Origin of the sequence: Paenibacillus sp. FSL H8-0122 (assembly GCF_038005345.1) — a bacterium.
In the GTDB taxonomy this organism is placed as follows: Bacteria; Bacillota; Bacilli; order Paenibacillales; family Paenibacillaceae; genus Paenibacillus_AQ.
In genome coordinates, this window is sequence record NZ_JBBOTB010000001.1 from 700,208 (window position 1) to 724,888 (window position 24,681).

At 43.7% G+C, this 24,681-nt stretch carries 21 protein-coding genes; all 21 read left to right on the forward strand.

Annotated features, from left to right (window positions below; genetic code table 11):
• Nucleotides 1–160: 160 nt before the first annotated feature.
• The 21 genes from lonB (at nucleotide 161) to NSS64_RS03285 (ending at nucleotide 24,681) form a co-directional block, all read left to right on the forward strand.
• Nucleotides 161–1,870: an ATP-dependent protease LonB gene (lonB, locus tag NSS64_RS03185; protein ID WP_341139187.1), complete on the forward strand. Its 1,710-nt coding sequence runs from the start codon at nucleotides 161–163 to the stop codon at nucleotides 1,868–1,870.
• A gap of 229 nt (nucleotides 1,871–2,099) precedes the next feature.
• Nucleotides 2,100–4,493 (forward strand): endopeptidase La, encoded by a 2,394-nt coding sequence (gene lon, locus NSS64_RS03190; RefSeq protein WP_339311338.1) that lies wholly within the window; start codon nucleotides 2,100–2,102, stop codon nucleotides 4,491–4,493.
• A 12-nt stretch (nucleotides 4,494–4,505) separates the two neighbouring features.
• Nucleotides 4,506–5,171, forward strand: a complete 666-nt coding sequence (gene yihA / locus NSS64_RS03195) for a ribosome biogenesis GTP-binding protein YihA/YsxC (protein WP_036726020.1) — start codon at nucleotides 4,506–4,508, stop codon at nucleotides 5,169–5,171.
• Between the two features lie 30 nt (nucleotides 5,172–5,201).
• On the forward strand, nucleotides 5,202–5,789 hold the full coding sequence (locus NSS64_RS03200; RefSeq protein ID WP_341139188.1) for a non-ribosomal peptide synthetase module: 588 nt from the start codon (nucleotides 5,202–5,204) through the stop codon (nucleotides 5,787–5,789).
• Nucleotides 5,790–5,890: 101 nt separating this feature from the next.
• Nucleotides 5,891–6,673, forward strand: coding sequence for a tyrosine-protein phosphatase (locus tag NSS64_RS03205; RefSeq protein WP_209876899.1), 783 nt, complete (start codon nucleotides 5,891–5,893; stop codon nucleotides 6,671–6,673).
• Between the two features lie 92 nt (nucleotides 6,674–6,765).
• Complete coding sequence (locus NSS64_RS03210) at nucleotides 6,766–8,793, forward strand: S-layer homology domain-containing protein (RefSeq protein ID WP_341139189.1); 2,028 nt, start codon at nucleotides 6,766–6,768, stop codon at nucleotides 8,791–8,793.
• Between the two features lie 92 nt (nucleotides 8,794–8,885).
• Nucleotides 8,886–9,668: a YveK family protein gene (locus NSS64_RS03215; RefSeq protein WP_076159883.1), complete on the forward strand. Its 783-nt coding sequence runs from the start codon at nucleotides 8,886–8,888 to the stop codon at nucleotides 9,666–9,668.
• Nucleotides 9,649–10,335 carry a CpsD/CapB family tyrosine-protein kinase gene (locus NSS64_RS03220; protein ID WP_209876903.1) on the forward strand — a complete coding sequence of 229 codons (687 nt, stop codon included), beginning with the start codon at nucleotides 9,649–9,651 and terminating at the stop codon, nucleotides 10,333–10,335. The genes NSS64_RS03215 and NSS64_RS03220 overlap by 20 nt, the downstream gene beginning before the upstream one ends.
• A gap of 41 nt (nucleotides 10,336–10,376) precedes the next feature.
• The gene (locus tag NSS64_RS03225) at nucleotides 10,377–12,209 is read left to right on the forward strand and encodes a polysaccharide biosynthesis protein (RefSeq protein ID WP_341139190.1); all 1,833 of its coding nucleotides are present in this window, start codon (nucleotides 10,377–10,379) and stop codon (nucleotides 12,207–12,209) included.
• A gap of 23 nt (nucleotides 12,210–12,232) precedes the next feature.
• Entirely contained in the window at nucleotides 12,233–12,895 is a 663-nt protein-coding gene (locus NSS64_RS03230) for a hypothetical protein (protein WP_341139191.1), read from the forward strand.
• A 2-nt stretch (nucleotides 12,896–12,897) separates the two neighbouring features.
• Entirely contained in the window at nucleotides 12,898–13,950 is a 1,053-nt protein-coding gene (locus tag NSS64_RS03235; protein ID WP_341139192.1) for a stalk domain-containing protein, read from the forward strand.
• A gap of 108 nt (nucleotides 13,951–14,058) precedes the next feature.
• Nucleotides 14,059–14,682: a sugar transferase gene (locus NSS64_RS03240; protein ID WP_341139193.1), complete on the forward strand. Its 624-nt coding sequence runs from the start codon at nucleotides 14,059–14,061 to the stop codon at nucleotides 14,680–14,682.
• Complete coding sequence (locus NSS64_RS03245; RefSeq protein WP_341139194.1) at nucleotides 14,683–15,546, forward strand: NAD-dependent epimerase/dehydratase family protein; 864 nt, start codon at nucleotides 14,683–14,685, stop codon at nucleotides 15,544–15,546.
• Complete coding sequence (locus NSS64_RS03250; RefSeq protein WP_341139195.1) at nucleotides 15,543–16,319, forward strand: glycosyltransferase family 2 protein; 777 nt, start codon at nucleotides 15,543–15,545, stop codon at nucleotides 16,317–16,319. Before NSS64_RS03245 ends, NSS64_RS03250 begins: the two co-directional genes overlap by 4 nt.
• Before the next feature lie 19 nt (nucleotides 16,320–16,338).
• On the forward strand, nucleotides 16,339–17,646 hold the full coding sequence (locus tag NSS64_RS03255) for a UDP-glucose dehydrogenase family protein (RefSeq protein WP_341139196.1): 1,308 nt from the start codon (nucleotides 16,339–16,341) through the stop codon (nucleotides 17,644–17,646).
• Between the two features lie 50 nt (nucleotides 17,647–17,696).
• Nucleotides 17,697–18,974 carry a phenylacetate--CoA ligase family protein gene (locus tag NSS64_RS03260; protein WP_341139197.1) on the forward strand — a complete coding sequence of 426 codons (1,278 nt, stop codon included), beginning with the start codon at nucleotides 17,697–17,699 and terminating at the stop codon, nucleotides 18,972–18,974.
• A gap of 35 nt (nucleotides 18,975–19,009) precedes the next feature.
• Nucleotides 19,010–19,795 (forward strand): glycosyltransferase, encoded by a 786-nt coding sequence (locus NSS64_RS03265; protein ID WP_341139198.1) that lies wholly within the window; start codon nucleotides 19,010–19,012, stop codon nucleotides 19,793–19,795.
• 1 nt (nucleotide 19,796) lies between these two features.
• A complete protein-coding gene (locus NSS64_RS03270) occupies nucleotides 19,797–21,104 on the forward strand; it encodes a glycosyltransferase family protein (protein ID WP_341139199.1) in 1,308 nt (435 codons plus the stop codon).
• A complete protein-coding gene (locus NSS64_RS03275) occupies nucleotides 21,101–22,315 on the forward strand; it encodes a glycosyltransferase (RefSeq protein WP_341139200.1) in 1,215 nt (404 codons plus the stop codon). The genes NSS64_RS03270 and NSS64_RS03275 overlap by 4 nt, the downstream gene beginning before the upstream one ends.
• The gene (locus tag NSS64_RS03280; RefSeq protein ID WP_341139201.1) at nucleotides 22,293–23,555 is read left to right on the forward strand and encodes a hypothetical protein; all 1,263 of its coding nucleotides are present in this window, start codon (nucleotides 22,293–22,295) and stop codon (nucleotides 23,553–23,555) included. The genes NSS64_RS03275 and NSS64_RS03280 overlap by 23 nt, the downstream gene beginning before the upstream one ends.
• Entirely contained in the window at nucleotides 23,533–24,681 is a 1,149-nt protein-coding gene (locus tag NSS64_RS03285; protein ID WP_341139202.1) for a hypothetical protein, read from the forward strand. Before NSS64_RS03280 ends, NSS64_RS03285 begins: the two co-directional genes overlap by 23 nt.

Genomic DNA, 24,681 nt, shown 5'->3' on the forward strand with positions numbered 1-24,681 from the left:
GTCTTTCCGATTGTGGAAATCGTATGCAATAGACTGCCCGGCAGGGCGGTGCGGTTCCTGTTTTTTTGCCGCCGGAGTTTACGAATGTTTGAAACGGCTATACTACCTAGTAGAAGCTGAATACAGAACATGCAGACGGAAGGATACAGGAGGGTGACCTATGGAACTAAGTATATTGCTGATGGTCGTGCAGCTCTTTTTCGCGCTGGTCATCGGCGTTTATTTTTGGAATCTGCTGCGGGGACAGAAGACGAACAAGACGGCGGTGGACCGGGAATCGCGCAAGGAGCTGGATAAGCTGCGGAAGATGCGGATGATCTCACTGACCAAGCCGCTCTCGGAAAAGACACGCCCCGCCTCCATCGACGACATCGTCGGACAGAAGGACGGGCTGCGCGCCTTGAAGGCCGCGTTATGCAGTGCGAATCCGCAGCATGTTATTATCTACGGGCCGCCGGGTGTAGGCAAGACGGCAGCGGCGCGGGTAGTTATGGAAGAAGCGAAGAAGAACGCGTTATCGCCATTCAAACGCGATGCCAAATTCACCGAGATCGACGCCACTACGGCGCGCTTCGACGAGCGCGGAATTGCCGATCCGCTGATCGGCTCCGTGCATGATCCGATCTATCAGGGAGCAGGAGCCATGGGCGTAGCTGGAGTTCCGCAGCCGAAGCCGGGAGCGGTGACCAAGGCGCATGGCGGAATTCTGTTCCTTGATGAGATTGGCGAGCTGCATCCGATTCAGATGAACAAGCTGCTGAAGGTGCTGGAGGACCGCAAGGTACTGCTGGAGAGCGCCTATTACAACTCGGAGGACAGCAATACACCAGCGTATATCCATGATATTTTCCAGAATGGCCTGCCTGCCGATTTCCGGCTGGTCGGAGCCACTACACGGTCGCCGGACGAGATCTCGCCGGCGCTGCGTTCGCGCTGCATGGAGATTTATTTCCGTCCGCTGCTGCCGGAGGAGATTGCGGTGATCGGACGGGATGCCGTCCAGAAGATCGGGCTGAAGCCAAGCCCCGAAGCGGTCGAGGTCGTGCAGCAGTACGCTACGAACGGCCGCGAGGCGGTGAATATGATTCAGCTGGCTGCGGGCCTTGCGTTGACCGAAGGCCGGGATACGCTGAGCGCAGCGGAAGTGGAATGGGTCGCCAGCAGCAGCCAGCTGCCGCTGCGGACGGAGCGTAAGATACCATCCGCCCCGCAGGTCGGACTGGTCAACGGCCTTGCCGTCTACGGGCCAGGCATGGGCACACTGCTGGAGATTGAGGTCTCAGCCGCGCCAGCCCTTAACGGGCCGGGCAGGCTGAATATCACCGGGGTAGTCGATGAAGAGGAGACACGCGGAGGCTCGCGGACTGTGCGGCGCAAGAGCATGGCCCGGGGCTCGATTGAGAATGTGCTGACCGTCCTGCGCTCCATGAAGCTGGAGCCGGACAAGTATGACCTGCACATTAACTTCCCCGGCGGGACGCCGATTGACGGCCCGTCCGCCGGGGTGGCCATGGCGGTGGCCATCGTCTCCGCCATCCGGCAGCTGCCGGTGGACAACACGGTGGCGATCACCGGGGAGGTCGGCATCCATGGCCGGGTGAAGCCGGTCGGCGGCGTGGTCGCCAAGGTGGAGGCTGCCTTCCAGGCGGGAGCAACGACTGTGCTGATTCCAAAGGAGAACTGGCAGTCGCTGTTCGCCGATCTCGGCGCGCTGCGGGTGATCCCCGTGGACACGGTGGAGGAAGTCTTCCGCCACCTGTTCGGCACCGACACGGCAGACATCCGGATGCCCGCCGTATCCGGCGAGACGTTCTCTTCGTCGCCTTCGCTGCTGAAGGCGGACGCTTCGGGCGAGAGTATGCCCGGGTAAGACAGGCACAGAATAGAAATCCCCTGGCGGGCAGCTGCCGGGGGATTTTTTATGGCTGAGTAGGGGAGAGCGGCGGCATAGGACACGAATGTTCAGCGAATACTACATACCGATGGGTAAGCGTGCCAATAACGCCAATTGCGGACACGGGTTGTTGGTGTTTTCATGCGGCTTTTGTTAGAATGAATGCATATGACACAACTTATGAACCATGGGAGGTGCGAAAGCGATGATACAAAATAAATCCAAAGGTCGTCGTTTTCCTTTATTACCGCTTAGAGGTCTTCTTGTCTATCCCAGTATGGTTCTGCATCTGGATGTAGGCCGTGAGAAGTCCGTCCGGGCATTAGAGAAAGCTATGGTTGAAGATAATTTGATTCTGCTCTGCTCCCAGTCTGAAGTCAATATTGAGGAGCCGGGACAAGAGGATATATTCCGCGTGGGTACGGTGGCGAATGTGCGGCAGATGCTGAAGCTTCCCAATGGTACGATCCGTGTGCTGGTGGAAGGCGTAGAGCGGGCTGAGATCATTCATTATACGGACAACGAGGAGTACTATGAGGTGATGGCGCGTGAGCTGCCGGAGCAGGAGGATGTGGACCAGGAGAGCGATGCCCTGATGCGCAGCGTACTGAGCCAGTTTGAACACTACATCACTTTATCCAAAAAGGTAACTCCAGAGACACTCGCTGCGGTCTCCGATATCGAGGAGCCTGGGCGGCTGGCGGATGTCATCACCAGTCATCTGGCGCTGAAGATCAAGGACAAACAGGAGATCCTGGAGACCATTGACGTCAGCAAGCGTCTGGAGAAGCTGCTCGATATCCTTAACAATGAGCGTGAAGTGCTGGAGCTCGAACGCAAGATCAGCCAGCGTGTGAAGAAGCAGATGGAGAAGACCCAGAAGGAATATTACCTGCGTGAACAGATGAAAGCGATCCAGAAGGAGCTTGGCGAGAAGGAAGGCCGGGCCGGTGAAGCCGATGAGCTGCGCACCCAGATGGAAGAGAAGAATCTGCCGGAGCGGGTGCAGGAGAAGATCCTGAAGGAGATCGACCGTCTGGAGAAAATGCCGGCAAGCTCGGCCGAAGGCAGCGTCATCCGCAACTACGTGGATTGGCTGCTCGGTCTGCCCTGGAGTGAAGCCACGGAAGATGATCTGGATATCCGTAAGGCGGAAGAAGTGCTGGACGCAGACCACTACGGTCTGGAGAAGCCGAAGGAACGGGTACTGGAATACCTGGCCGTGCAGAAGCTGGTCAAGGGTCTGAAGGGGCCGATTCTGTGTCTGGTAGGTCCTCCGGGCGTCGGCAAAACCTCGCTCGCCCGCTCCATCGCCCGCTCCCTGAACCGCAAGTTCGTCCGCATCTCGCTGGGCGGCGTGCGGGATGAAGCCGAGATCCGGGGTCACCGCCGTACGTATGTCGGCGCAATGCCGGGCCGGATCATCCAGGGGATGAAGACGGCAGGCAGCATCAACCCGGTCTTCCTGCTGGATGAGATCGACAAGATGGCAGCGGACTTCCGCGGCGATCCGTCGGCGGCCCTGCTGGAGGTGCTGGACCCGGAACAGAACAATACGTTCAGCGATCACTTCGTAGAGCTGCCGTTCGACCTGTCAAACGTCATGTTCGTCACTACGGCGAATGCCGTGCACAACATTCCGCGTCCGCTGCTGGACCGGATGGAGATGCTGTTCATTCCCGGCTATACGGAGCTGGAGAAGCTGCAGATTGCCAGCCGTTATCTGCTGCCGAAGCAGCGCAAGAGCCATGGCCTTGCGGAAGAGCAGCTGTCCATCGGAGACGATACGCTGCTGAAGATTGTCCGCGAGTACACCCGCGAATCCGGGGTGCGGAATCTGGAGCAGCAGATTGCTGCCCTCTGCCGCAAGGCGGCGAAGCAGATTGTCTCGGAAGAGAAGGAACGCGTCAGCATTCTTCCGGAGGAGATCAAGGATTACTTGGGAGCCTCCAAGTTCCGTTATGGAATGGCTGAGCTGGAGGATCAGATCGGTACCGTTACCGGGCTGGCCTGGACAGAGGTTGGCGGCGATACGCTGCTGATTGAAGTCACGGTGGTTCAGGGCACCGGGAAGCTGACGCTGACCGGACAGCTCGGCGATGTAATGAAGGAGTCGGCGCAGGCCGCCTTCAGCTATACCCGCTCTAAGGCCGAGGAGCTGGGGCTTGCCCCTGATTTTCACGAGAAGAACGATATTCACATCCATATTCCCGAAGGTGCGATTCCCAAGGACGGTCCGTCCGCAGGGATTACAATCGCCACGGCGCTGATCTCCGCGCTCACCAAGCGTTATGTCTCCAAGCATGTAGCCATGACCGGCGAGATCACGCTGCGCGGACGCGTATTGCCGATCGGAGGCCTGAAAGAGAAGTCCCTGGCCGCCCACCGTGCAGGCTACAAGAAGATTCTTATGCCGAAGGACAATGAACGCGACCTCAAGGATATTCCTGAGAGTGTCCGTAATGATGTCGAGTTCGTGCCGGTATCCCATATGGACCAGGTGCTGAAGCACGCGCTCGTAGACCACGCAGAAGAAGTTAACACCGGCTCAGATTCAGATACAGAAATAAGCATTGAAGCGCCCAGTAGTGTGCATTAGAAAGGAAGTCTTATGAAAGTTAACAACGCCGAATTTATTATCAGTGCCGTAGGCCCTGACCAATACCCAGTGGATGCCTTGCCGGAGATTGCTCTGGCAGGGCGCTCCAATGTAGGGAAGTCCTCTCTGATCAACCGGATGATTAACCGCAAGAATCTGGCCCGCACCAGTTCTACGCCGGGCAAGACGCAGCATATGAACTATTATCTTGTGAATGAGAGCATGTATTTCGTTGACTTTCCGGGGTATGGCTACGCCAAGGTCTCGAAGACACAGCGCGCCTCCTGGGGCAAAATGGTCGAGAAGTACATGGCGGAGCGCGAGACGCTGAAGATGGTCCTGCTTGTAGTGGATCTGCGCCATCCGCCGACAGCCAATGACAAGATGATGTTTGACTGGCTGAAGCACTACGATCTGCCGCTCTGCGTAGTGGCTACCAAAGCGGACAAAATTCCGAAGACCCGCTGGCCGAAGCATATCAAGGTAATGAAGCAGGAGCTCGGTGTGCTGCCGGGAGACAGCTTCATTGCGTATTCATCAGAGATTGGACTTGGCAAAGACGAATTATGGGAACTTATAGATAGACATACTCTACCCACCGAAGAAGAGCTTCCGGCAGAACCGGATGATCAGGATTCCGGGGATGAACCGCAGCACGAAGCGCCTTCCGAGACTTAAGGGTTAGTCATTAAGAATTGAGGGATGTTTATGGCTCAGCGTCTGGCGATGGAATATGTGAATGCAACGATGCAAATGACCGAATTTCAGCTGAACCAGTTTCTGCTGACCGCTGATACCAGCTATATCAGTCACCGTGTGAAGGTGCTAGGCGCGGGCGAACAGGAGATTGTGCTGGAGGAGGCCGGAGGCGAGGAGGTCCATCTGTCTTTTGAACGCAAAGGCGGCATCTATATGGGTTCCTTGTCCTGCAGGGTGGTGAATCCTCATCTGATTAATGCAGTCCGCAAACTATTCTTCATGTATAAGGGCACGGGTACCGTAAACCGGATTTATAAGGATCTTACAATGATGTACTACTATGAAGGCGGCTCGGTGCGCCGGATCTCGGAAGTGAGACCGGACGGCACCAAGCTGATCTATCAGCATAAATATTCAGTGGCAGAGATGCTGGCTGTCTACAAGCGTCAGACGGTAGAATGTGAGATTGAGCAGCTCCGTCAAGAGATTAATAGACTGCTTGATATGCGCAACCGTAGTCAGCAAGAGGCAGTAATTAAGGAAGTCGATGAGAGACTTGCAGAGGCGGCCGTCCGGCTGTTCCGACTGGAAGCATAAATGATATTGTTTTAAAATTTGGCAATCATTTCCTAGTGAAATGGTTGTATTTTTTTGCGAAAACTATACATATCCTCTACGAAGGGACCGATAAACAACATATGATAGATATCCATAGCCACATTCTACCCTTCATGGATGACGGAGCCGCTGATTACGACGCCGCTCTCGCCATGGCGCTTGACGCCCATAACGATGGTATTACAACTGTAGTGGCTACCCCCCACCATGCGAACGGAGTCTATATGAATCCGGCTCCGGAGATTGAAGCGGCGGTGCGGGTGCTGAACGCGAAGCTGCAGGAGGCAGGCAATCCGCTGGTCGTGTTGCCCGGGCAGGAGATCCGGATCTACGGAGAACTGCTCGATGATCTGGAGCGCGGACAACTGCTGACGCTTGCCGGTTCCCGGTATATTCTGCTGGAGATGCCCTCTTCGCGGGTGCCCCGCACGATGGAAGAGACCTGCCATGAGCTGGTCATCCAGGGCATGGTGCCGGTTATCGCCCACCCGGAGCGCAATGCGGAGGTTGCTGCCGATCCGTCCAAGCTGCTGCGGTTAATAGAGCTTGGTGCCCTGGGGCAGGTTACCGCACAGAGTATGGCCGGCGTATTCGGGAGTAAGCTGCAGAAGCTGTCGCTCGAATTATGCCGCCAGCATGCCGTGCATATTATTGCATCAGATGCGCATGATTCTGTGCACCGTCCCTTTGGATTAAGCGAGGCTTACGGAGTGGTGCGGCGGGAATTGGGAGAAGAGTCATTCGACTTTTTTCTACAAAATGCGCGCGACATCCTTGCAAATAACGAGATTAATCGAGTGAATTCTATTCAATCTAACAGCAAACTTCATAGATTGTTCGGATTTTTTTCTCGCAAAGGGTGACCTTCTGTGTCATTAATGGTAGAATGGGTATTACTGGATTCTTGCACTATTATTAAAACAAATACATACCAAGAGGTGGATGACAAGTGACTTTGAAGAAAAAACTAGCAGTATCTACACTAGCAGTAAGCATGGCAGCGGCATCCGTTGCCGGATTCCCGTTCAGCAGCAAGGGGCTGGCTGAACATTTTGGAGTGAGTACAGCTTCCGCAGCATCACAGTCTAATGCAGAATTGAAGGCGAAGGTTGAGAAGATTTATGCTCAGCTGACAGAAAAAGAGAGACAAGCGCTTCTTGCTTATGAGCAGGAAGCAGGAAATATCACCGCTGGAACTTTCGAACAGATCTTCAAGCCAGTGCTGGACAAGTTAGCCTTAGATCCTGCTGATGTGGTAACTGCCCATGAAGCTTTCAAGAGTGTATCCAGTGTAGTCTATGATGTCTATGACAAGGATTACACTGCAATTAAGGAAATCCGCTACAATATGGACAACGTTGCCTTGCTGAAGAAGATTGCAGCTAAGGCTGGCGTGAACAACCTTACAGCTGAAGACTTCACTGAATTCCTGTTCGGTGACAAAGGCGTTGAAGCTGAACTTCGCGCAATGATCAGCAATAAGTCCAAAGAAGAGTTGTTGAACCTGATTCTTAATGCTTCCAGCACTGATGACGCTCTGAATACATTGCTGGATGAAGCCATTACCAAGGTTCTGAATCACAAAACAGTTGAAGGTGGTCTGACCGTAAGCCAGGTAGTATACAACCTGAACATTACTCCTGGAGATATTAAGCTCAGTCTGAAGAACCTCAAGGATACAATCCCAACGGCCAAGCCAGCACTGAAGGCTCTTGCTTCAGCTTATGTGAAAGCTTACATCAACGATGGCGGAACTGACCCTGGAACTAATCCTGGAACCAACCCTGGAAACGGCGGCGGTGGCGGTGGCGGCACAGTAACTGCTCCAGTTACCAATCCTACAGCTACACCAGGTGTATACGATGTATCCAAGCTGGTAACGATTGTGGGCGACAAAGCAACCCTGAAGCTCGTAGATGCTGACGTACTGAAAGCCTTCGATGCACTGGTTGCTGCCAATGCCGGTAAGACAGGTCTTACACTTACCCTGAACCTGGGTACAGTGAACGCGGCAACCGTAGAAGTGCCATTGTCCAAAGCAATCATCGAAGCAGCCAAGGCGAAAGGCATTGCCAACATTGCGATTACTTTCAACGGCTTGACCGTAACGATTCCGGTAGGACAGTTCAGTGAAGCTATTGCACTGACCACTTCCACTGTAGCAGATACAACCGTAACTTCCTTGTCCAGCATGAAGCTGGCATCCAGCGTATATGACTTCGAATTGACTGTGGGCGGTGTGGTTACATCCACTTTCAAGGAGCCAATCATCATCAAGCTGCCGCTTAAGAATACAGAAGGCCTTGACCGTGAACTGCTGTCCGTTGCGAAGGTAGTCTACGAAGAACTGCAATACCAGGGTGGTGTTGTAGATGGTGATCACATCACTGAACCGCGTGACGGCTTCTCTTCTTACGCTGTACTGGAGAACAAAGTTAGCTTCAAGGATGTTGCAAGTGTTCAGGCTTGGGCTGGAAGACAGATCTCAGTCGTAGCAGCCAAGGGCGCTATTGAAGGCGTAGGCAACGGCAACTTTGCTCCGAAGAACAATGTGACCCGTGCAGAATTCGCCAAGATGCTGATCCGCGCACTGAACCTGGAGAACAACTCCGCGAAGCAGAGCTTCGGCGATGTTAGCTCCACTGCCTGGTATGCTCCTTACGTAGCTGTTGCTGCTGAGAAGGGAATCATTACTGGACGCAGTGCAGCCCAGTTCGATCCTAATGCAACGATTACCCGTGCTGAGATGGCAACGATGATTGCCCGTGCCGTGAAGTCACAGAAGCCGGAAGCTGCAACGAATGTCAGCTCCCTGAGCAAATTCTCCGATGCAGGCAAGATCGCTGCTTCCCTGAAAGACGGAGTAGCCTTCGCTGCCAGCAACAACCTGGTGATCGGCAACGCCGGCAAGTTTAACCCTAACAACACAGCTACACGTGCTGAAGCTGCAGTGATTATCTACCGTACAATCAACTTCAAGTAAGTAAATAGTATTGTGGAGAGCCTCCTCTCGTCGTATAGAGAGGAGGCACTTTTTTAGGATATAGGGTATAAGAATTTACAGCTTGGAGGGAAATGCACTTGTCAGCACAAGAATTGGATTTGCGCGATTATTTCCAGATTGTCAGGAAGAGACTGTGGATGATTATCAGCATTGTTATCGTGGCTTGTGTTCTTGCCGGGATCTACAGCTTATATATCAAGAATCCGGTCTATGAAGCTTCAACGAAGATCATCGTTAATCAGACGCCTACCCAAGCTACGGCAGCACAGCTGGATCTGAATCAGATCAATACCAACATTCAGCTGATCAATACGTACAAGGAAATTATCAAGACTCCGGCGATCCTCGATGTTGTGGCTAAGAACTACCCGCAGTTCGGGATTACGGCAGAGGAAATGCTGAAGAAGGTTAACGTGAGTTCTGTAAATAACACGCAGGTGATGACACTTGTCGTTCGAGATAATTCATACCAGAGAGCCGCAGAGATCGTGAATGCCATATCACTTGTATTCAAGCAGGAGATTCCGTCCTTGTTCAACGTACAGAATGTGTCCATCCTCAACGAAGCCAAGCTTAATCCGCCAGTTGCACCCGGACCGGTAGAGCCGAATGTGGTCATGAACCTCGCCATTGCTTTTATCGTATCCCTGATGATTGGTCTGGGGATCGCCTTCCTGCTGGAGTATCTCGATGATACGCTGAAGACAGAAGACGACATTAAGAAATACCTTGGACTTCCGACTATAGCTATGATTACCCGGCTGGGCCAGGAAGAAACCAAGACCACCGGGCAGCAGGCTCAGACACAGAGCAGAAAGGCGGGGGAACTCGAGCATGTCACAGCAGCCAAATAAACAACGTCATCTGATCACCGTGACCAACCCGCGTTCGCCGGTATCCGAAGCCTTTCGGGCACTGCGCACGAACATAGATTTCTCCTCTGTAGATGAACAGATCCAGATTATTATGGTCACTTCTTCCGGACCGGAGGAAGGGAAATCAACCGTTACTGCCAACCTGGCCGCTGCGTACGCGCAAGCGGATAAGAAGGTGCTGCTGATCGACGGTGACTTGCGTAAGCCTACAGCGCATAAGACTTTTACACTGAGTAACCGGTATGGGTTGTCCTCCTTGCTCTCGCAGCAGGCGAATCTGTCCGATGTGATTCAGGAATCCGGTGTGAACAACCTGTATCTGATGACATCCGGCCCGATTCCTCCGAATCCTGCTGAGATGATGGCCTCCAACCGGATGAGTGCGGTGCTGCAGGAGCTGCGTCAATTATATGATGTGATTCTGATTGATACTCCGCCGCTATTGGCCGTTACAGATGCACAGATTGTTGCCTCCAAGAGTGATGGCGTAATTATGGTGGTCAGCTACGGTAAGGTGAAGCGCGATATTGCAGCTAAGGCGAAGGCCAATCTGGACCGGGTCGGGGCCAAGATGCTGGGCGTGGTCCTTAACAATGTGAAGCGCAAGGCCAGTGAAGGCTACTATTATTACTACTACGGCAATTGAATTGTTTAATAGATAAAATGTTATTTTTGGAGGCACTGAAAATGACAGCGAAAACCAGAGTGTTGGTGTTATTCATGATCGATATTGCGATCATATGGTTCAGCATCGTGACGTCCTACCTGTTCCGGTTCTACAATGAGATTCCGCCGGAATATGTGGTACAGATGATCGTGTTCGGCGTAATCTCCACGGTGGCGGTTGGGGGAAGCCTGGTCTACTTCGGACTCTACCGCAGAATGTGGCAATATGCCAGTATTAACGAGATTATCTCGGTCCTCAAAGCTATTGTAGTAGGATCAGTATTGTCATATGCTGCTGCTTATATCATCCTGCCTGAGCGCGTGCCATTCAGCATAGCCATCCGGTCGATGGAGACGGTTCTGCTACTGGTGGGGGGCGTACGCTTTTTCTGGAGAGTCTTCCGCAGTGACCGGAGCAACAATAAGAATACGGAGCTTCATACACTTATTGTCGGGGCCGGAGATTGCGGAATCCTGATTGCCAAAGAACTGACAGGACCTTCCTTCGCGGGCACCCGGCTGGTTGGATTCATTGATGACAGTGCAGATAAATATCACCTGTCCATTCTGGGTGTACCTGTACTGGGTAACCGTTATGATATTCCGCGGATTGTGAAGGAGAAGGAGATTCACGAGATTATTATCGCGATGCCCTCGGTCTCCAGAACCCAAATATCCGAGATTATTAATCTGGCTAAGGCTACAGGCGCGAAGCTGAAGATTATCCCGGCACTGAATGACCTGATTGCAGGCAAGATCTCTGTCAAGAAGCTCCGCGATGTCAGCGTAGAAGACCTTCTGGGCCGTGAGCCGATTGTTGCAGACATGAACAGTATTCTGGGCTATGTTCATAACAAGACCGTACTAGTTACGGGCGCAGGCGGTTCGATCGGATCAGAGCTATGCCGCCAGATATCCCCTTTTGCACCGGACAAGCTGCTGATTCTGGGACACGGCGAGAACAGTATCTATACGATTGAGATGGAGCTGCGCAAGAGCTTCCCTTACCTGGAGATCGTGACCGTAATTGCTGATATTCAGGACCGTACCCGGTTAATGGATGTATTCCAGAGCTACAAGCCGCAGGTGGTCTTTCATGCAGCAGCACATAAGCACGTTCCTCTGATGGAGCGCAACCCTTCCGAGGCCATCAAGAATAATGTCTTTGGGACCCGCAATGTAGCCGACTGTGCTGACATGTATGGTGCAGAGCGCTTCGTGATGATCTCTTCCGACAAGGCCGTGAACCCGACCAGCGTCATGGGAGCCACGAAGCGGATTGCCGAGATGTATGTGCAGAGTCTTAATGTAACAAGTCCTACCAAGTTCTCTGCGGTACGCTTCGGTAACGTACTAGGCAGCCGGGGCAGCGTCATTCCCGCCTTCAAGCAGCAGATTGCAGCCGGTGGACCTGTCACCGTAACACATCCCGAGATGGTCCGTTACTTCATGACTATTCCCGAGGCTGTTCAACTGGTGATCCAGTCCGGTTCCTTCGCGAATGGCGGAGAAGTCTTTGTTCTGGATATGGGTGAACCGGTTAAGATCCTGACGCTTGCGGAGGATCTTATAACACTGTCCGGTTACGAGCCTTACAAGGACATCGACATCACCTTCTCCGGCATCCGTGAAGGCGAGAAGCTGTATGAAGAACTGCTGACCGATGAGGAGAACCTGGGTTCCACTCAGCATGACCGGATCTTCATCGGCAGACCTAATGTCATCACCCGGAGCCAGATGGAGCTGGAATTCAAACGGTTAGAACGGGTGATCACCGAAGATGCAGAAGCCATCCGCGAAGTGATTAACCAGATCGTACCGATGCAGCCAGTGATCCAGGCAGCCATTAGCTAATTATAGATGTGGAGGTACCTGAAGTGAAAAGATGGAAAAAAGTATTGATCTGGACGCTGTCAGTCATCGTGGTGTTAGGGGTTGGCGGACTATTCGCCGCCAATTATGCTGTCGACAAGCTGATGAACTCAATGGCGGGCGGCTTCGATGTGGAAGCCGGCGATACGCCCAGTGTCCCTCAAGGACAAGTGATTGAGCCTGTGGTAGCAGATAGTGATCCGTCTGCGGAGCCAGCAGCTTCCGCTAATCCGGCTTCAAGCTCTGCACCAGATAGTGCGCCTGCATCCGGTAATGCCGCTGATCTGGCAGCTACCAGCACGGACAAGCCTGCAAGCACTCCTGCTCCAACACCTGCGGGTGTGGATGGACTAGCCCATATTTCAACAGACAAGGCTAAGGAAGTTCAAGAGAATGTAACGATCACAGATAAAGCGAATGTGGCAACCATCGTAGCCAAGCAACTCAGTGTATCAGATATTAAGAGATTGCAAGAATTAGCCCAAGGCGGACTAACCAATGAAGAGAAGCGGGAAGCCCGCAGCATTATCCTCGGCAAGGTCACAGAGGAGCAATATAACGAATTAGCTCTGATTGCTAAGAAATACGGACTTAGCCAAGGGAAAACACGGGATCAGATCTTAGCTGAAGAAGAGAAACTCAAAGCCCAAGAAAAAGGAAGTGAATAGGCATGTTCAAGATCAAGATTCCAGCAGCAGCACTTCTGAGCGTAGCCTTAATGGGCTGTGAGCCCCTGACAGCATCGGCTCCGGTTACCACCGTAGCGGCAGCTACCCCTGTAGCCACTGCAACAGCAGCGCCTCTCAAGGCGTCCAATGCTATCAAAGTACAGAATGTGGATGTAACCATGCTATTCGATGGTGTAGCCCTACAGCCGCCAGCCGGACAACATGTGTTCATGTACAATAACACCACTTATGTCCCTCTGCGCTTCATGTCGTATGCCCTGCAGAAGAGCGTAAGCTGGGATGCCAAGAACCTGAAGGTATCCGTAGCTGAGCCAAGCAGCTCAGAGATAGTAGTCATTAAGGAATACCTGATGAATGCGACTTCCAGTCCTTCTTTTACAGCCAAGAATATTTCGCTGAACAACGTTAAGGCAAGTTATGTATTTAGCGGGAGTACGAAGGCATTGCCCCAAGGCCAGTCCAGCTATCTGCTGAACGGCTCGATCTATGTCCCCCTAAGATTCTTATCGGAATCTGTAGGAAATTCCATTAGCTGGAATCCGAAAACAAAGACTATTACAGCAAATTCCAAGAACTACGAAGAAAATATGGCTTCTGCGAAACCAACTGACAAGGGAACAAGTCCATCTGCAAGTGCAACACCGGCACCAGCAGCAACTCCAGTGGCTGAACCAGGTGGAGCAGCAGGCGGTTCAGGATCGGCAGGAACAGGGTCCGGTAAGGTTTCTTATGAGAGTATTACTAGTGAGACTGAAGCGAAGCTGAGCGCGCTACAGGCGCAGAGTACATCTACATTGTTAGGAATTGCCTTTGAATATGTGGCTGCTACAGATGCTGCAACCAAGCAAAGTATCAAGGCTAGAGGGTTAGAGCAACTCGCCTCTTTTAAAGCCTCATTTAACAGTATAATCGCAGACGCTGAACAAAAACTAAACACTAACGGATATAGCACAGCTATTATTGCTCAGTATAGAGCGGCCTTCGAGGCTGAACTGGATAGAGGAAGAGCTGCGGCTGAGGGTATGGGGAAATAATAGATTTGAAAAAGTATCAATATCAGAACAAACATGGTTTACAGTTGTAGGCTGCATTCTATTCAACCGTAGCTGTAAACCATAGTATCTCAAGGACAAGGTGAACGTATGAAGCCTTATATGATCGTCAAACAAACTTTAGATTTCATATTGGCTCTAATCGGAATGCTCCTTTTATGGCCTTTTTTCTTGATTATCGCCATAGTGATCAAGTCCACATCTAAAGGACCTGTACTATTCCGGCAAAAGCGGTTAGGCAGGAATAAAAAAGAATTCAATATTCTCAAGTTCAGAACGATGCGCACAGATACACCAAGTGATATGCCTACACATCTGCTACAAGATCCAGACTTCTTCATTACCAAAGTAGGCAAATTCCTCAGGAAGACAAGTCTCGATGAGCTTCCTCAGATTATAAATATTCTCAAAGGCGATATGAGCATAGTAGGCCCGCGCCCTGCGCTATGGAATCAATATGATTTGATCGCGGAGCGAGATAAGTATGGGGCGAATGAGATTAAGCCTGGTCTTACCGGGTGGGCGCAGGTTAATGGGCGGGATGAGCCTTCCATTGTAGAGAAAGCAAAACTTGATGGTGAGTATACTATGAATCTAACTTTCCAGTTTGATTTAAAAATATTTATTAAGACCATTTTAAGCGTCCTAAAGTCTGAAGGTGTAAAAGAAGGCGCAGCTACAAAGAATTCTAATAGAAAGGGGGTTGTCTCTTGAATGAACAAAAGAAAGATATTGATTACTGGAAAAGAAAGTTACATAGGTACTAGTTTTATAAGATGGCTACAGAAGTGGCCTGATAATTATTCTATTGATACTTTGTCCGTGAAAGATACCTTATGGAAAGAAAAAGACTTCAAAGAATATGATGTAGTATTCCATGTTGCAGGAATTGCTCATGTAAAAGAATCAAAGAAAAATATTAACCTTTATTATGAAGTGAATCGTGACTTAGCACATGAAGTTGCTAAAAAGACAAAGCAAGATGGGGTTAAACAATTTATTTTTTTGAGTTCTATGAGCGTATACGGAAATGAAAGTGGTTTGATAGATAAAAATACTCTTGTGAATCCAATAAGCAATTATGGAAAGTCAAAACTGCAAGCTGAAAAAATGATTCTACCTATGGAAAATGAGAATTTTAAAATAGCAGTGCTTCGACCACCAATGGTATATGGAAAAGGCTGTAAAGGTAATTATCCGAAATTGGTAGAATTAGTGCTTAAATTTGATTATTTTCCTAATATAAAAAACCAGCGAAGTATGATACATGTAGATAATTTATGCGAATTCGTAAGACATTTAGTTGACTATGGTGATTCGGGATTGTATTTTCCGCAAAATAATGAATATGTCAGTACTAAGGATATGGTTAAGTTGATAGCAGAATCCTATGGCAAAAAAGTTGTTTTAATTAATTTTCTTAATCCTATAATAAATATACTTAGAAAAAGAAATAATATAATCAATAAAGTATTCGGGAACTTAGTATATGAAAAAGAAATGTCAAACTATAAAAAAGAATATTGTGTTATAAATTTTGAAGAGTCGATAAACCTGACAGCGTGGAGAGAAAAATGAATGAGTATATAACGAAAAAAGGGATTGAAGAAGAACTTGTTTCAATTATTATCCCCGCATATAACTGTGGTGATTTTATAGGGATAACGTTAGAATCCATTATTAACCAGACATATAGTAATTGGGAGGCTGTTGTTATTGATGATTGTTCAAAAGATAATACAGCTGAAATTGTTTCGAAGTACGTAACTATTGAAAATCGAATTAGATATTTTAGACTAGATAAAAATTCTGGTGCTGCTGTAGCACGAAATAAGGGTATCGATTTGGCAATGGGTAAATTCATTGCATTTCTTGATAGTGATGATATATGGGTTCCTGAGAAGTTATCTAGGCAAATTAAATTCATGAAGCAAAATAGCTATAACTTCACTTGTACGAGTTATGACAAAATAGATGAGTTAGGTGAATATCTCAACAGAACTATTCAAGCAAAGACTAAAAGTGATTATGATGGGATATTAAAAAGAAATCCAGGTAACTCAACAGTAATATATAACGCAGATGTGTTGGGGAAATTTAAAATACCAGATATTAAAAAAAGAAACGACTACGTAATGTGGTTGCAAATTATCAAAAAGGCAAAATACATTTATGGTCTAGAAGAGTCATTAGGAAGTCATCGGATTAGATCAGGTTCTCTTTCGGAGAAAAAGAAAAGCTTAGTAGGATATCATTGGAAGGTATATAGAGAGATAGAGAAATTGTCTGTTATCAAATCAATTTACCTTATCATTTACTGGGTAATCGCTACAGTTTTTAAATTAAGATGATATTGAGAGGGTTGTTTTTATGGAAATAGTGGTAGTGGGAACAGGATATGTGGGTTTAGTTACTGCAGTTTGTTTAGCAGATAATGGTCATAACGTCACTTGTATTGATATTGATGAAAGTAAAATAAAAAAACTTAGAGAAGGTATTTCTCCTATTTTTGAACAAGATTTAGAGGAATTGATGAGAAAGAATAAGAAGAAAATAAATTATACAACTGATTTTATGTCATCCTATAAAGATGCTGAAGTCATTTTTATTGGAGTAGGCACACCTGAGAAAAAAGATGGATCAGCTAATCTGTCTTATGTTTATGCTGTCGCCAAACAAATAGCTGAATCAGTTGAGCATAATTGCGTTGTAGTAGTGAAATCTACTGTCCCTGTAGGAACTACTGAAAAAGTTATGAAAATACTCAATGAGAATAAAAAATCTTCTGTCCAAATAAGTGTTGTTTCAAATCCTGAATTTCTAGCCCAAGGCACTGCTGTTAGAGATACTCTTCATGCTAGCCGTATTGTGATTGGAGTAGATAATAGAGATGTCGAAAAGGTAATGCGTAAAGTCTATAAAGACTATGATGCACCTATGCTTGTGATGGACATCAAAAGTGCTGAAATGGTAAAGTATGCATCAAATGATTTTTTGGCGTTGAAAATATCGTACATAAATGAAATAGCAAATTTGTGTGAAATAGTAGGAGCGAATGTTGAAGATGTTGCTAAAGGCATGGGGTATGATAATAGAATAGGTGATAAGTTTTTAAACGCTGGAATAGGTTATGGTGGTAGTTGTTTTCCAAAAGATACAAAGGCACTCCATTGGCTTGCTAATATGAACGATTATGATTTAAAGACTGTTAAAGCAGCAATTGAAGTGAATGAACAACAAAAATTAAGATTGATAAAAAAATCAAGGAAGTACTATGAGAATTTTGAAGGTTTGACAGTTGCAGTTTTAGGGTTAACGTTTAAACCAGGTACCGATGATTTGAGGGAAGCAGCATCGTTAATTAATATACCAATAATTTTAGAGGATGGTGCTAATATTAGGGCATTTGATCCGGCTGGAATAGAAAACTTCAAGAATGCAATGAAATATGAGGATGTAGATGGATTAGATCGAATTAAGTATTACAATAATATTGATGACACAATAAGAGATGCTGATATCTGTTTTATATTTACTGAATGGGAAGAAATAAAAAAATATGATATAGGTAAATATAGTAAATTAATGAAAAAACCAATAATAATGGATGGAAGAAACTGCTATACCCCAAGCAATGCTGATAGTCATGGTATTATATACAATGGCATAGGTAAATAGTATTTATAAATTATTTTTTTGATAATAATATAGCAAAGGGTAGGCTTGATATGATTCATAAATTCATTTATAAAATCGGCATAAGACTAAGAAGTCCAGAAATCCCTAAAAAATATACGTTTTTAAAGGAATCTGAAAATTGGAGTTTGGAAGAACTTGAAGCTTATCAGTTTAAACAACTAAAGAGAATAGTAGATATTGCTTATAATAAATCTATATTTTATCGTAATTCATTTAACAATGTAGGTTTAAAACCGGATGATATAAAATCTTTGGATGATATAAAGAAGATACCTACAACATCGAAGTCAGATCTTCTAGAAAACAAACTTGCTATACAGAATAAGAATGGTTATAGAAAATTGTTTTTTTCTGAAACATCAGGGAGTACAGGTGAACCATTGGTATTCTATAGGAATAGCGAATGGGATGCTGGACACCGTGCCGCACAACTCCGAGGATATTCGTGGTTCAATGTTATGCCATGGGATTTAAATGGGTACTTTTGGGGTTACGCATTTAGTTTTAATAGGAGACTTGTGACTAAAACTTACGATTTTTTACTTAACCGATTTCGTATATTTTCGTATAAAGATGCTGAAATAAAACGTTTTGCTAAAAAACTCAAATATGCTACTTATCTAGAGGGTTATTCCTCTATGATTTATGAAGTGGCAAAACTCATTAATAGAAACAAATTAGGGCCATTTAACTTAAAAATGATAAAGGGAACCTCTGAAAAAATTTTTGATAGTTATCAACAAGAAGCCATAAATGCATTTGGAAAAAAAATTATTAGCGAGTATGGATCGGCTGAAACTGGCATAATTGCATATGAGTGCAAAGAAGGTCATATGCACATAATGATGGAAAATGTAATTGTCGAAGAAGAAGATGGGGAAGCAATTATTACGAATCTAATCTCAGATTCCTTCCCAATAGTTAGATATAAATTAGGCGATAGTATTGTGTTGGATAATGAAACTGTCTGCTCTTGTGGGTTAAAACACAAGATTATTAGCGAAGTCAAGGGTAGGGTTGGTAAGACCATTTATGGGAATGAAAGTAATTATCCAAGTCTTACTTTATACTATATATTTAAGAATCTTGCAGTGAAGTATAATACTATGATTAATTATCAAGCTATTCAAAAAGAAAAAGGAAAGCTTGAGTTCTATCTGGACAGAGATATCAATAGAGAAATAGAAATATATATGCGTAAAGAATGCAAAGCGTACTTTTCAGATGACATTGAGATTTCAATTTATCCCAACGCTTTAAAAAGGGATTACAATAAGAAATTTACTGATTTCATATCAGAAGTTTAGTAAGTCACAATTATATTAATACTGAGGTGTAAGCTATGGATTTACAAGTACTTGTTTCGACAATGCATCAGGTAGATCATAGTCTACTCGAAAAAATGAATATCTCATCTGATTCAATCATTATTAATCAGTGTAATCGAAACGAAGTTGAAAATTTTCAATATTGTGGTTTTGATATTAAGTTTATTTCATATGATGAACGTGGAATAGGCCTTAGTAGAAACAATGCTCTTATGCGCGCATCTGCTGACATTTGTTTATTCTCAGACGAAGATGTCAAATACGTTGATGATTATAAAAATATTATAGTTAGAGCGTTTGAAGAAAATCCTAGAGCAGATATCATAATATTTAATGTGGTAAGTACGAATTTAGAGAGACCAATGTTTGAAATAAAAAAACATAGTCGTGTAAGATGGTTCGAATGTTTGAAATATGGAGCTGTTAGAATCGCTGTTAGAACAAATAAATTGAGACAAGCAAATATCTACTTTTCGCTATTGTTTGGTGGTGGAGCAATGTATAGTTCAGGAGAAGACAGTCTTTTTATTGCGGAATGTATTAGAAAAGGTTTGACAATATATACAAATCCATCAGTAATTGGGTATGTCAGTCAAGAAGAGTCAACTTGGTTTAAAGGATATACCGATAAATATTTTATAGATAAAGGCGTATTGTACGCTTCTCTTTCTAAGCGATTGAAGAAACTCTTGTGTTTACAATATGTAATTAGACATCATACCAGTTTTAATAATGTAAAGACGGCGAGAGAAGCATATAAATTAATGCTTCAAGGTGTTGACAAAACAAGGAGAATGTAAAATGAATGATATTAAAACTTACCCCAAAGTACTTGTTATTTCACATAACTGTTTCTCTACGTCAGGTTCTAATGGTAGAACACTTGGGAATTTTTTTGTTAATTGGCCTAAAGAAGCGATAGCTCAATTTTTTATTTTTAATGAAATTCCTGATTCGTCTGTTTGTGAAAACTACTTTCGTGTAACTGATACGGAAGCTTTAAAAGCGTTCTATAAGGGTAGCGAAGCAGGAAGAATCGTTAGAAATGAAACTTTATTTAAGCAGGATGAAAATAGTGAGGCATTACTTAATAAAATATATAGGCGGCACCGTAAAAAAACTTCGGTTAATTATATAGCAAGAAATCTAATATGGGATTCCAAGAGATGGATAAGTAAGCGGTTTATAGATTGGATAAATGAATTCAATCCTGATGTATTATTACTACAGATTGGTGATTTTTCATTTATGATTAAAATTGCTATGAGTATAGCGAAGGAACGTAAAATACCAGTGGTTTTATACAATAGTGAGGATTACTATTTTAAAAATAAAAAAACAATTTCTCCTCTTTATCATTATTATCGTTATCAATATAAGAAAAATTTTGAAACTTTGCTGGATTATGCATCGCATACTATTTATATTTGCGATAAACTGCAGGATACTTATAATAAGCAGTTTAGGCACGAAAGTACTGTTTTAATGACAGCAACTAGTATGGTACCTTTACTAAAAGATAAAGAGGATAATGATCCACCTATTATTTGTTATTTAGGCAATTTAGGTATAGGAAGACATGAATCTTTAATTGAGATAGCTAACACTTTGCAAGAGATTAGTCCTAATTTATACCTTCATGTTTATGGGAAAATTCCAAATGAACTTGTTAATTCAGCGTTTAACACTTGTGCTGGTATTCGTTATAAAGGGTTAGTATCGTATGATGAGGTTGTTCGAATTATGCAAGACAGTGATTTACTAGTACATGCAGAAAACTTTTCTGAGTTTAGTAAGTGGGATTTAAAACATGCGTTCTCAACAAAAATTGCGGACTGTTTAGCGAGCGGTACATGTTTTTTTGTCTATGCACCTGAAGACATAGCTTGTACTGAATATCTAAAAGGAAATAATGGAGCTTTAGTTGTTACTGATAAGATTGATTTGAAGGGATCTCTTGTAAGGTTGATAAATGATAAAGAATTACGCCAAAGTTATATTGATACTGCTCAGAAAATAGTAAGTAAAAGGCATAACGCGAGAGACAATGCGGAATATATCAAAAGAATCGTTAATGATACAGTTGCGAAAGTAAGTGGCTTCAAATGAAAATCCTACAGGTGAATTGCGTATACAATAACGGTAGTACAGGGAAAATTATGTATGATATTCATAGAGGAATACAGGAAAATGGCATGGAATCTATCATTTGTTATGGTCGTGGTCTTAGAGTGAACGAGCCGAATGTTTATAAAACTTCAAGTGAAATTTTAGCGAAATTTAATGCACTGAGGGCACGAATCACTGGGCTTCAATATAATGGGGCACTGTTTGCGACTAATAAATTAATAAAGTGTATAAAAAGAGAAAATCCGGATATAGTACATTTACACTGTATTAATGGTTATTTTGTGAATATATATAATCTGTTGAATTTTCTGAAACGAAATAATATAAAGACCGTTTTGACACTCCATGCAGAGTTTATGCATACTGGAAGTTGTGGTTATGCTTACGAATGTAACAAGTGGATGACAGGTTGTGGAAATTGTCCGCAACTACGGAGTGCTACAAAATCTTACCTTTTTGATCGTACCCATAGTGCATGGGAAAAGATGAGACGTGGATTTGAAGGATTTAATAATCTACAAATTGTCTCCGTCTCTCATTGGCTGGAGAATAGGGCCAAAAAGTCCCCAATTATGGAAGCACATAATTTTAAAGTTATTGGAAATGGGATTGATACGGAGCAAATCTTCTATCCTACACAATTTCAATATTTAAGAGAAAAACATAGATTAAACGACGAAAAATTAATACTATTTGTTACTGCAAGTTTTAGCTTGCGTGAAGACGATGTTAAGGGAGGGCGACATATTGTCGATCTTGCCGAACGATTAATTAAAGATAATATAAAGATTATTATTATAGGTAGTAGGGATTTGACAATAGCTGTTCCGAATAATGTCATTAATGTGGGGCGCATCAATAACCAGAAAGAGTTAGCTGCATACTATTCTATGGCAGATTTGACAGTTTTGACAAGTGAACGCGAGACGTTTTCGATGATATGCGCCGAATCTTTATCTTGTGGAACACCGATAGTTGGTTTTAAGGCAGGCGCTCCAGAAACCATTGCACTACCAGATTTTAGTGATTTTGTGGAATATGGTGATATTAATTCTTTGGAAAAACTCGTAAGACAATGGATAACTCGAAAAAGTGAATTGACAGTTGCATTAGCGAGAATGGCGGGGGAATTCTATTCTAAAGAAAAAATGCTTAAGGGGTATTTCGATGTATACTTTAGAGAACAATAAACTTACACTATCTGCAAGGAAATATTGGTTGAATGTTATTTTGGTTTTGATACTTATAGTGATAGAACCACAAACTTATATTAGTTATTATAAACTAAGTCATTTTCAAGTAATTATTATTGAGTTAATTATCGTAGGAATACTTTTTTTTCAAAAAAAAAAACTGAAATTTAATAACATCCAACTTATAATGGCTCTCGGATTCATGACTATACTCCTCTCAAACAAACTTTTGACCGAGGATTCATTAGCATTCTCTATGCTTCTTGCTTTTGTGATATTTACCATGTTCTTATTTACACAAATGATATCATATGATGAATTTATTAGTTACTATACTAAAGCTATGATGATGCTTTGTTTATATTCTCTAATTAGTACTTATACAATAATTACTTTTGTTGATTTTTTTAACGGGATACTACCTTCATTTACACATGAAATGTTGAGCATGAGGTTTTTAGATGCAGGTCTTTCTTTCATATATGTTCCTCAGTACGGTGGGATGCAGTATAGAAACTATTCTGTATTTTCAGAACCGGGTGTTTTTCAGTTTTATATTAACATAGCGCTTATTTTTGAACTATGGTTTATAAAAGATTATAAACATAAAACATTACGAATTACTATTCTTATTATTACTTTAATAACAACTTTTTCTACTGCGGGTATATTAGTAGGTTTTTTGATAATTTTGGCTTTTGTTATTCAGAAAAAAGAAAGGAAAGTGTATAAAGGAAATATTAGGTGGGTTGTTTTAGTTCTTTCTTTGATTTCGGTAGGCTGTTATATTTGGTTTCCAAAATTCACCTTTATTATAGATGGTTTGTTTGTAAAGTTATCTGGCGGGGCGTCACTTAACTCTCGTGCTGGATCTTTTTCTGCATATTTATGGGCGTGGTTTGAAAAACCAATTGTAGGCTGGGGATACGAGGCTGGTGTTTGGGAAGGTGGTGCGAAGTATTTATCTCAATACACAGCTCACAATACGAATACTATATTTACTAATTTCGCCTTTTATGGATTATTCTATGGGGGTATGTATTTTATTCTCTTTTCAAAATTCATATTTAATATTAATGCACCTATTTATTCGAGAATATTACTATTTTTAGGAATGATGATAAGTATAAACAATGAAAGATTTATTGATAATGGTATAATTTTTATAATTATATTTTATACAATATCCCGTCCTAGAATAAAGGAGGGTAAGAATGAATTTCAAGAAAACGATTAAATATATAGGTTTTTATGATAGCTCAGAATTCATTGATGAGAAAAGAAGTATTAGTTTAGCAGCAGTTAATAAAATGGATTATATTTCAGAATCAATTGTTAAAGCAGGATATAATGTCCAGATTATTTCACCGTCTTGGACGGCTAATAAAGAAGGTTGGTATAAAAAAAGAACCTCTAATTTAAGTGAGGGAATTGAGTTAATACTTGGATCTACTTTTGGAGCAAATATTAGAATAATGAAAATAATGAGAATCATTTGGTCATGGACATGGCTTTTCTTTTACCTTGTATTTAATGTTAAACGTGGAGAGAAAATTATCGCTTACCACTCTCTTATGATAGATTTTCCCTTATATTGTGCGAAGCGTATAAAAGGTTTTAAGCTTATATTAGAAATAGAAGAAGAGTATTGTGTTGTTATTAAACAACCGTTTTTCTTTGAATGGCTTGAAAAAAAAATGATCTGTTATGCCGATTATCATATATTATCTACGGATTTAATGAAAGAATCATATTCTCATTTAAACAAAGACAGCATTATAATTTATGGGAATTATAACGTCCAAGAAGTCACTAAGGGTAAAGAAAATGATAAGGTTTCGATAGTTTATGCGGGAATAATTGACTCCGTTAAATCTGGAGCCTTTAACGCTATAAAAGTAGCGGAATATTTAAATTCATCTTACATTATTAAGGTCATAGGTTTCGGGGATAAAGAAAATATAATTAAACTAAAACAAGAGATAGAGAGGTTAAATAAAATCACGGATTGTGAAATTAAGTATGATGGAGAAAAAAAAGGGCGTGAATACATAGAATATTTATCGGAGTGTGACATCGGATTGAGTACACAAACTGCGACTGGTGAATATTTAAGATACAGTTTTCCGTCTAAAATACTATCATACATGAGTGTAGGTTTAAGAGTAATTTCAAGTAACATTGAGTGTGTTGAAAAATCCAAGATAGGAGAAATTATTTATTATTATACAGTAGATGCACCTGAGTCTATTGCTGAAGCTGTGAAATCCATAAATTTAGATGATACGTATGATAGTTTCAATTATCTTAATAGACTTAATAAAGAATTCGTAGGGAACATAAAGGATATGCTAGGAGTCTAA

Coding starts and splice junctions, on each gene's coding strand:
- NSS64_RS03225 (WP_341139190.1), top strand. CDS start 10,377: ATGACAGCGAAAACCAGAGTGTTGGTGTTATTCATGATCGATATTGCG.
- NSS64_RS03255 (WP_341139196.1), top strand. CDS start 16,339: ATGGAAATAGTGGTAGTGGGAACAGGATATGTGGGTTTAGTTACTGCA.
- NSS64_RS03285 (WP_341139202.1), top strand. CDS start 23,533: ATGAATTTCAAGAAAACGATTAAATATATAGGTTTTTATGATAGCTCA.
- NSS64_RS03240 (WP_341139193.1), top strand. CDS start 14,059: ATGAAGCCTTATATGATCGTCAAACAAACTTTAGATTTCATATTGGCT.
- NSS64_RS03200 (WP_341139188.1), top strand. CDS start 5,202: ATGGCTCAGCGTCTGGCGATGGAATATGTGAATGCAACGATGCAAATG.
- NSS64_RS03250 (WP_341139195.1), top strand. CDS start 15,543: ATGAATGAGTATATAACGAAAAAAGGGATTGAAGAAGAACTTGTTTCA.
- lon (WP_339311338.1), top strand. CDS start 2,100: ATGATACAAAATAAATCCAAAGGTCGTCGTTTTCCTTTATTACCGCTT.
- NSS64_RS03220 (WP_209876903.1), top strand. CDS start 9,649: ATGTCACAGCAGCCAAATAAACAACGTCATCTGATCACCGTGACCAAC.
- NSS64_RS03205 (WP_209876899.1), top strand. CDS start 5,891: ATGATAGATATCCATAGCCACATTCTACCCTTCATGGATGACGGAGCC.
- NSS64_RS03260 (WP_341139197.1), top strand. CDS start 17,697: ATGATTCATAAATTCATTTATAAAATCGGCATAAGACTAAGAAGTCCA.
- NSS64_RS03280 (WP_341139201.1), top strand. CDS start 22,293: ATGTATACTTTAGAGAACAATAAACTTACACTATCTGCAAGGAAATAT.
- NSS64_RS03265 (WP_341139198.1), top strand. CDS start 19,010: ATGGATTTACAAGTACTTGTTTCGACAATGCATCAGGTAGATCATAGT.
- lonB (WP_341139187.1), top strand. CDS start 161: ATGGAACTAAGTATATTGCTGATGGTCGTGCAGCTCTTTTTCGCGCTG.
- NSS64_RS03245 (WP_341139194.1), top strand. CDS start 14,683: ATGAACAAAAGAAAGATATTGATTACTGGAAAAGAAAGTTACATAGGT.
- yihA (WP_036726020.1), top strand. CDS start 4,506: ATGAAAGTTAACAACGCCGAATTTATTATCAGTGCCGTAGGCCCTGAC.
- NSS64_RS03270 (WP_341139199.1), top strand. CDS start 19,797: ATGAATGATATTAAAACTTACCCCAAAGTACTTGTTATTTCACATAAC.
- NSS64_RS03235 (WP_341139192.1), top strand. CDS start 12,898: ATGTTCAAGATCAAGATTCCAGCAGCAGCACTTCTGAGCGTAGCCTTA.
- NSS64_RS03275 (WP_341139200.1), top strand. CDS start 21,101: ATGAAAATCCTACAGGTGAATTGCGTATACAATAACGGTAGTACAGGG.
- NSS64_RS03215 (WP_076159883.1), top strand. CDS start 8,886: ATGCACTTGTCAGCACAAGAATTGGATTTGCGCGATTATTTCCAGATT.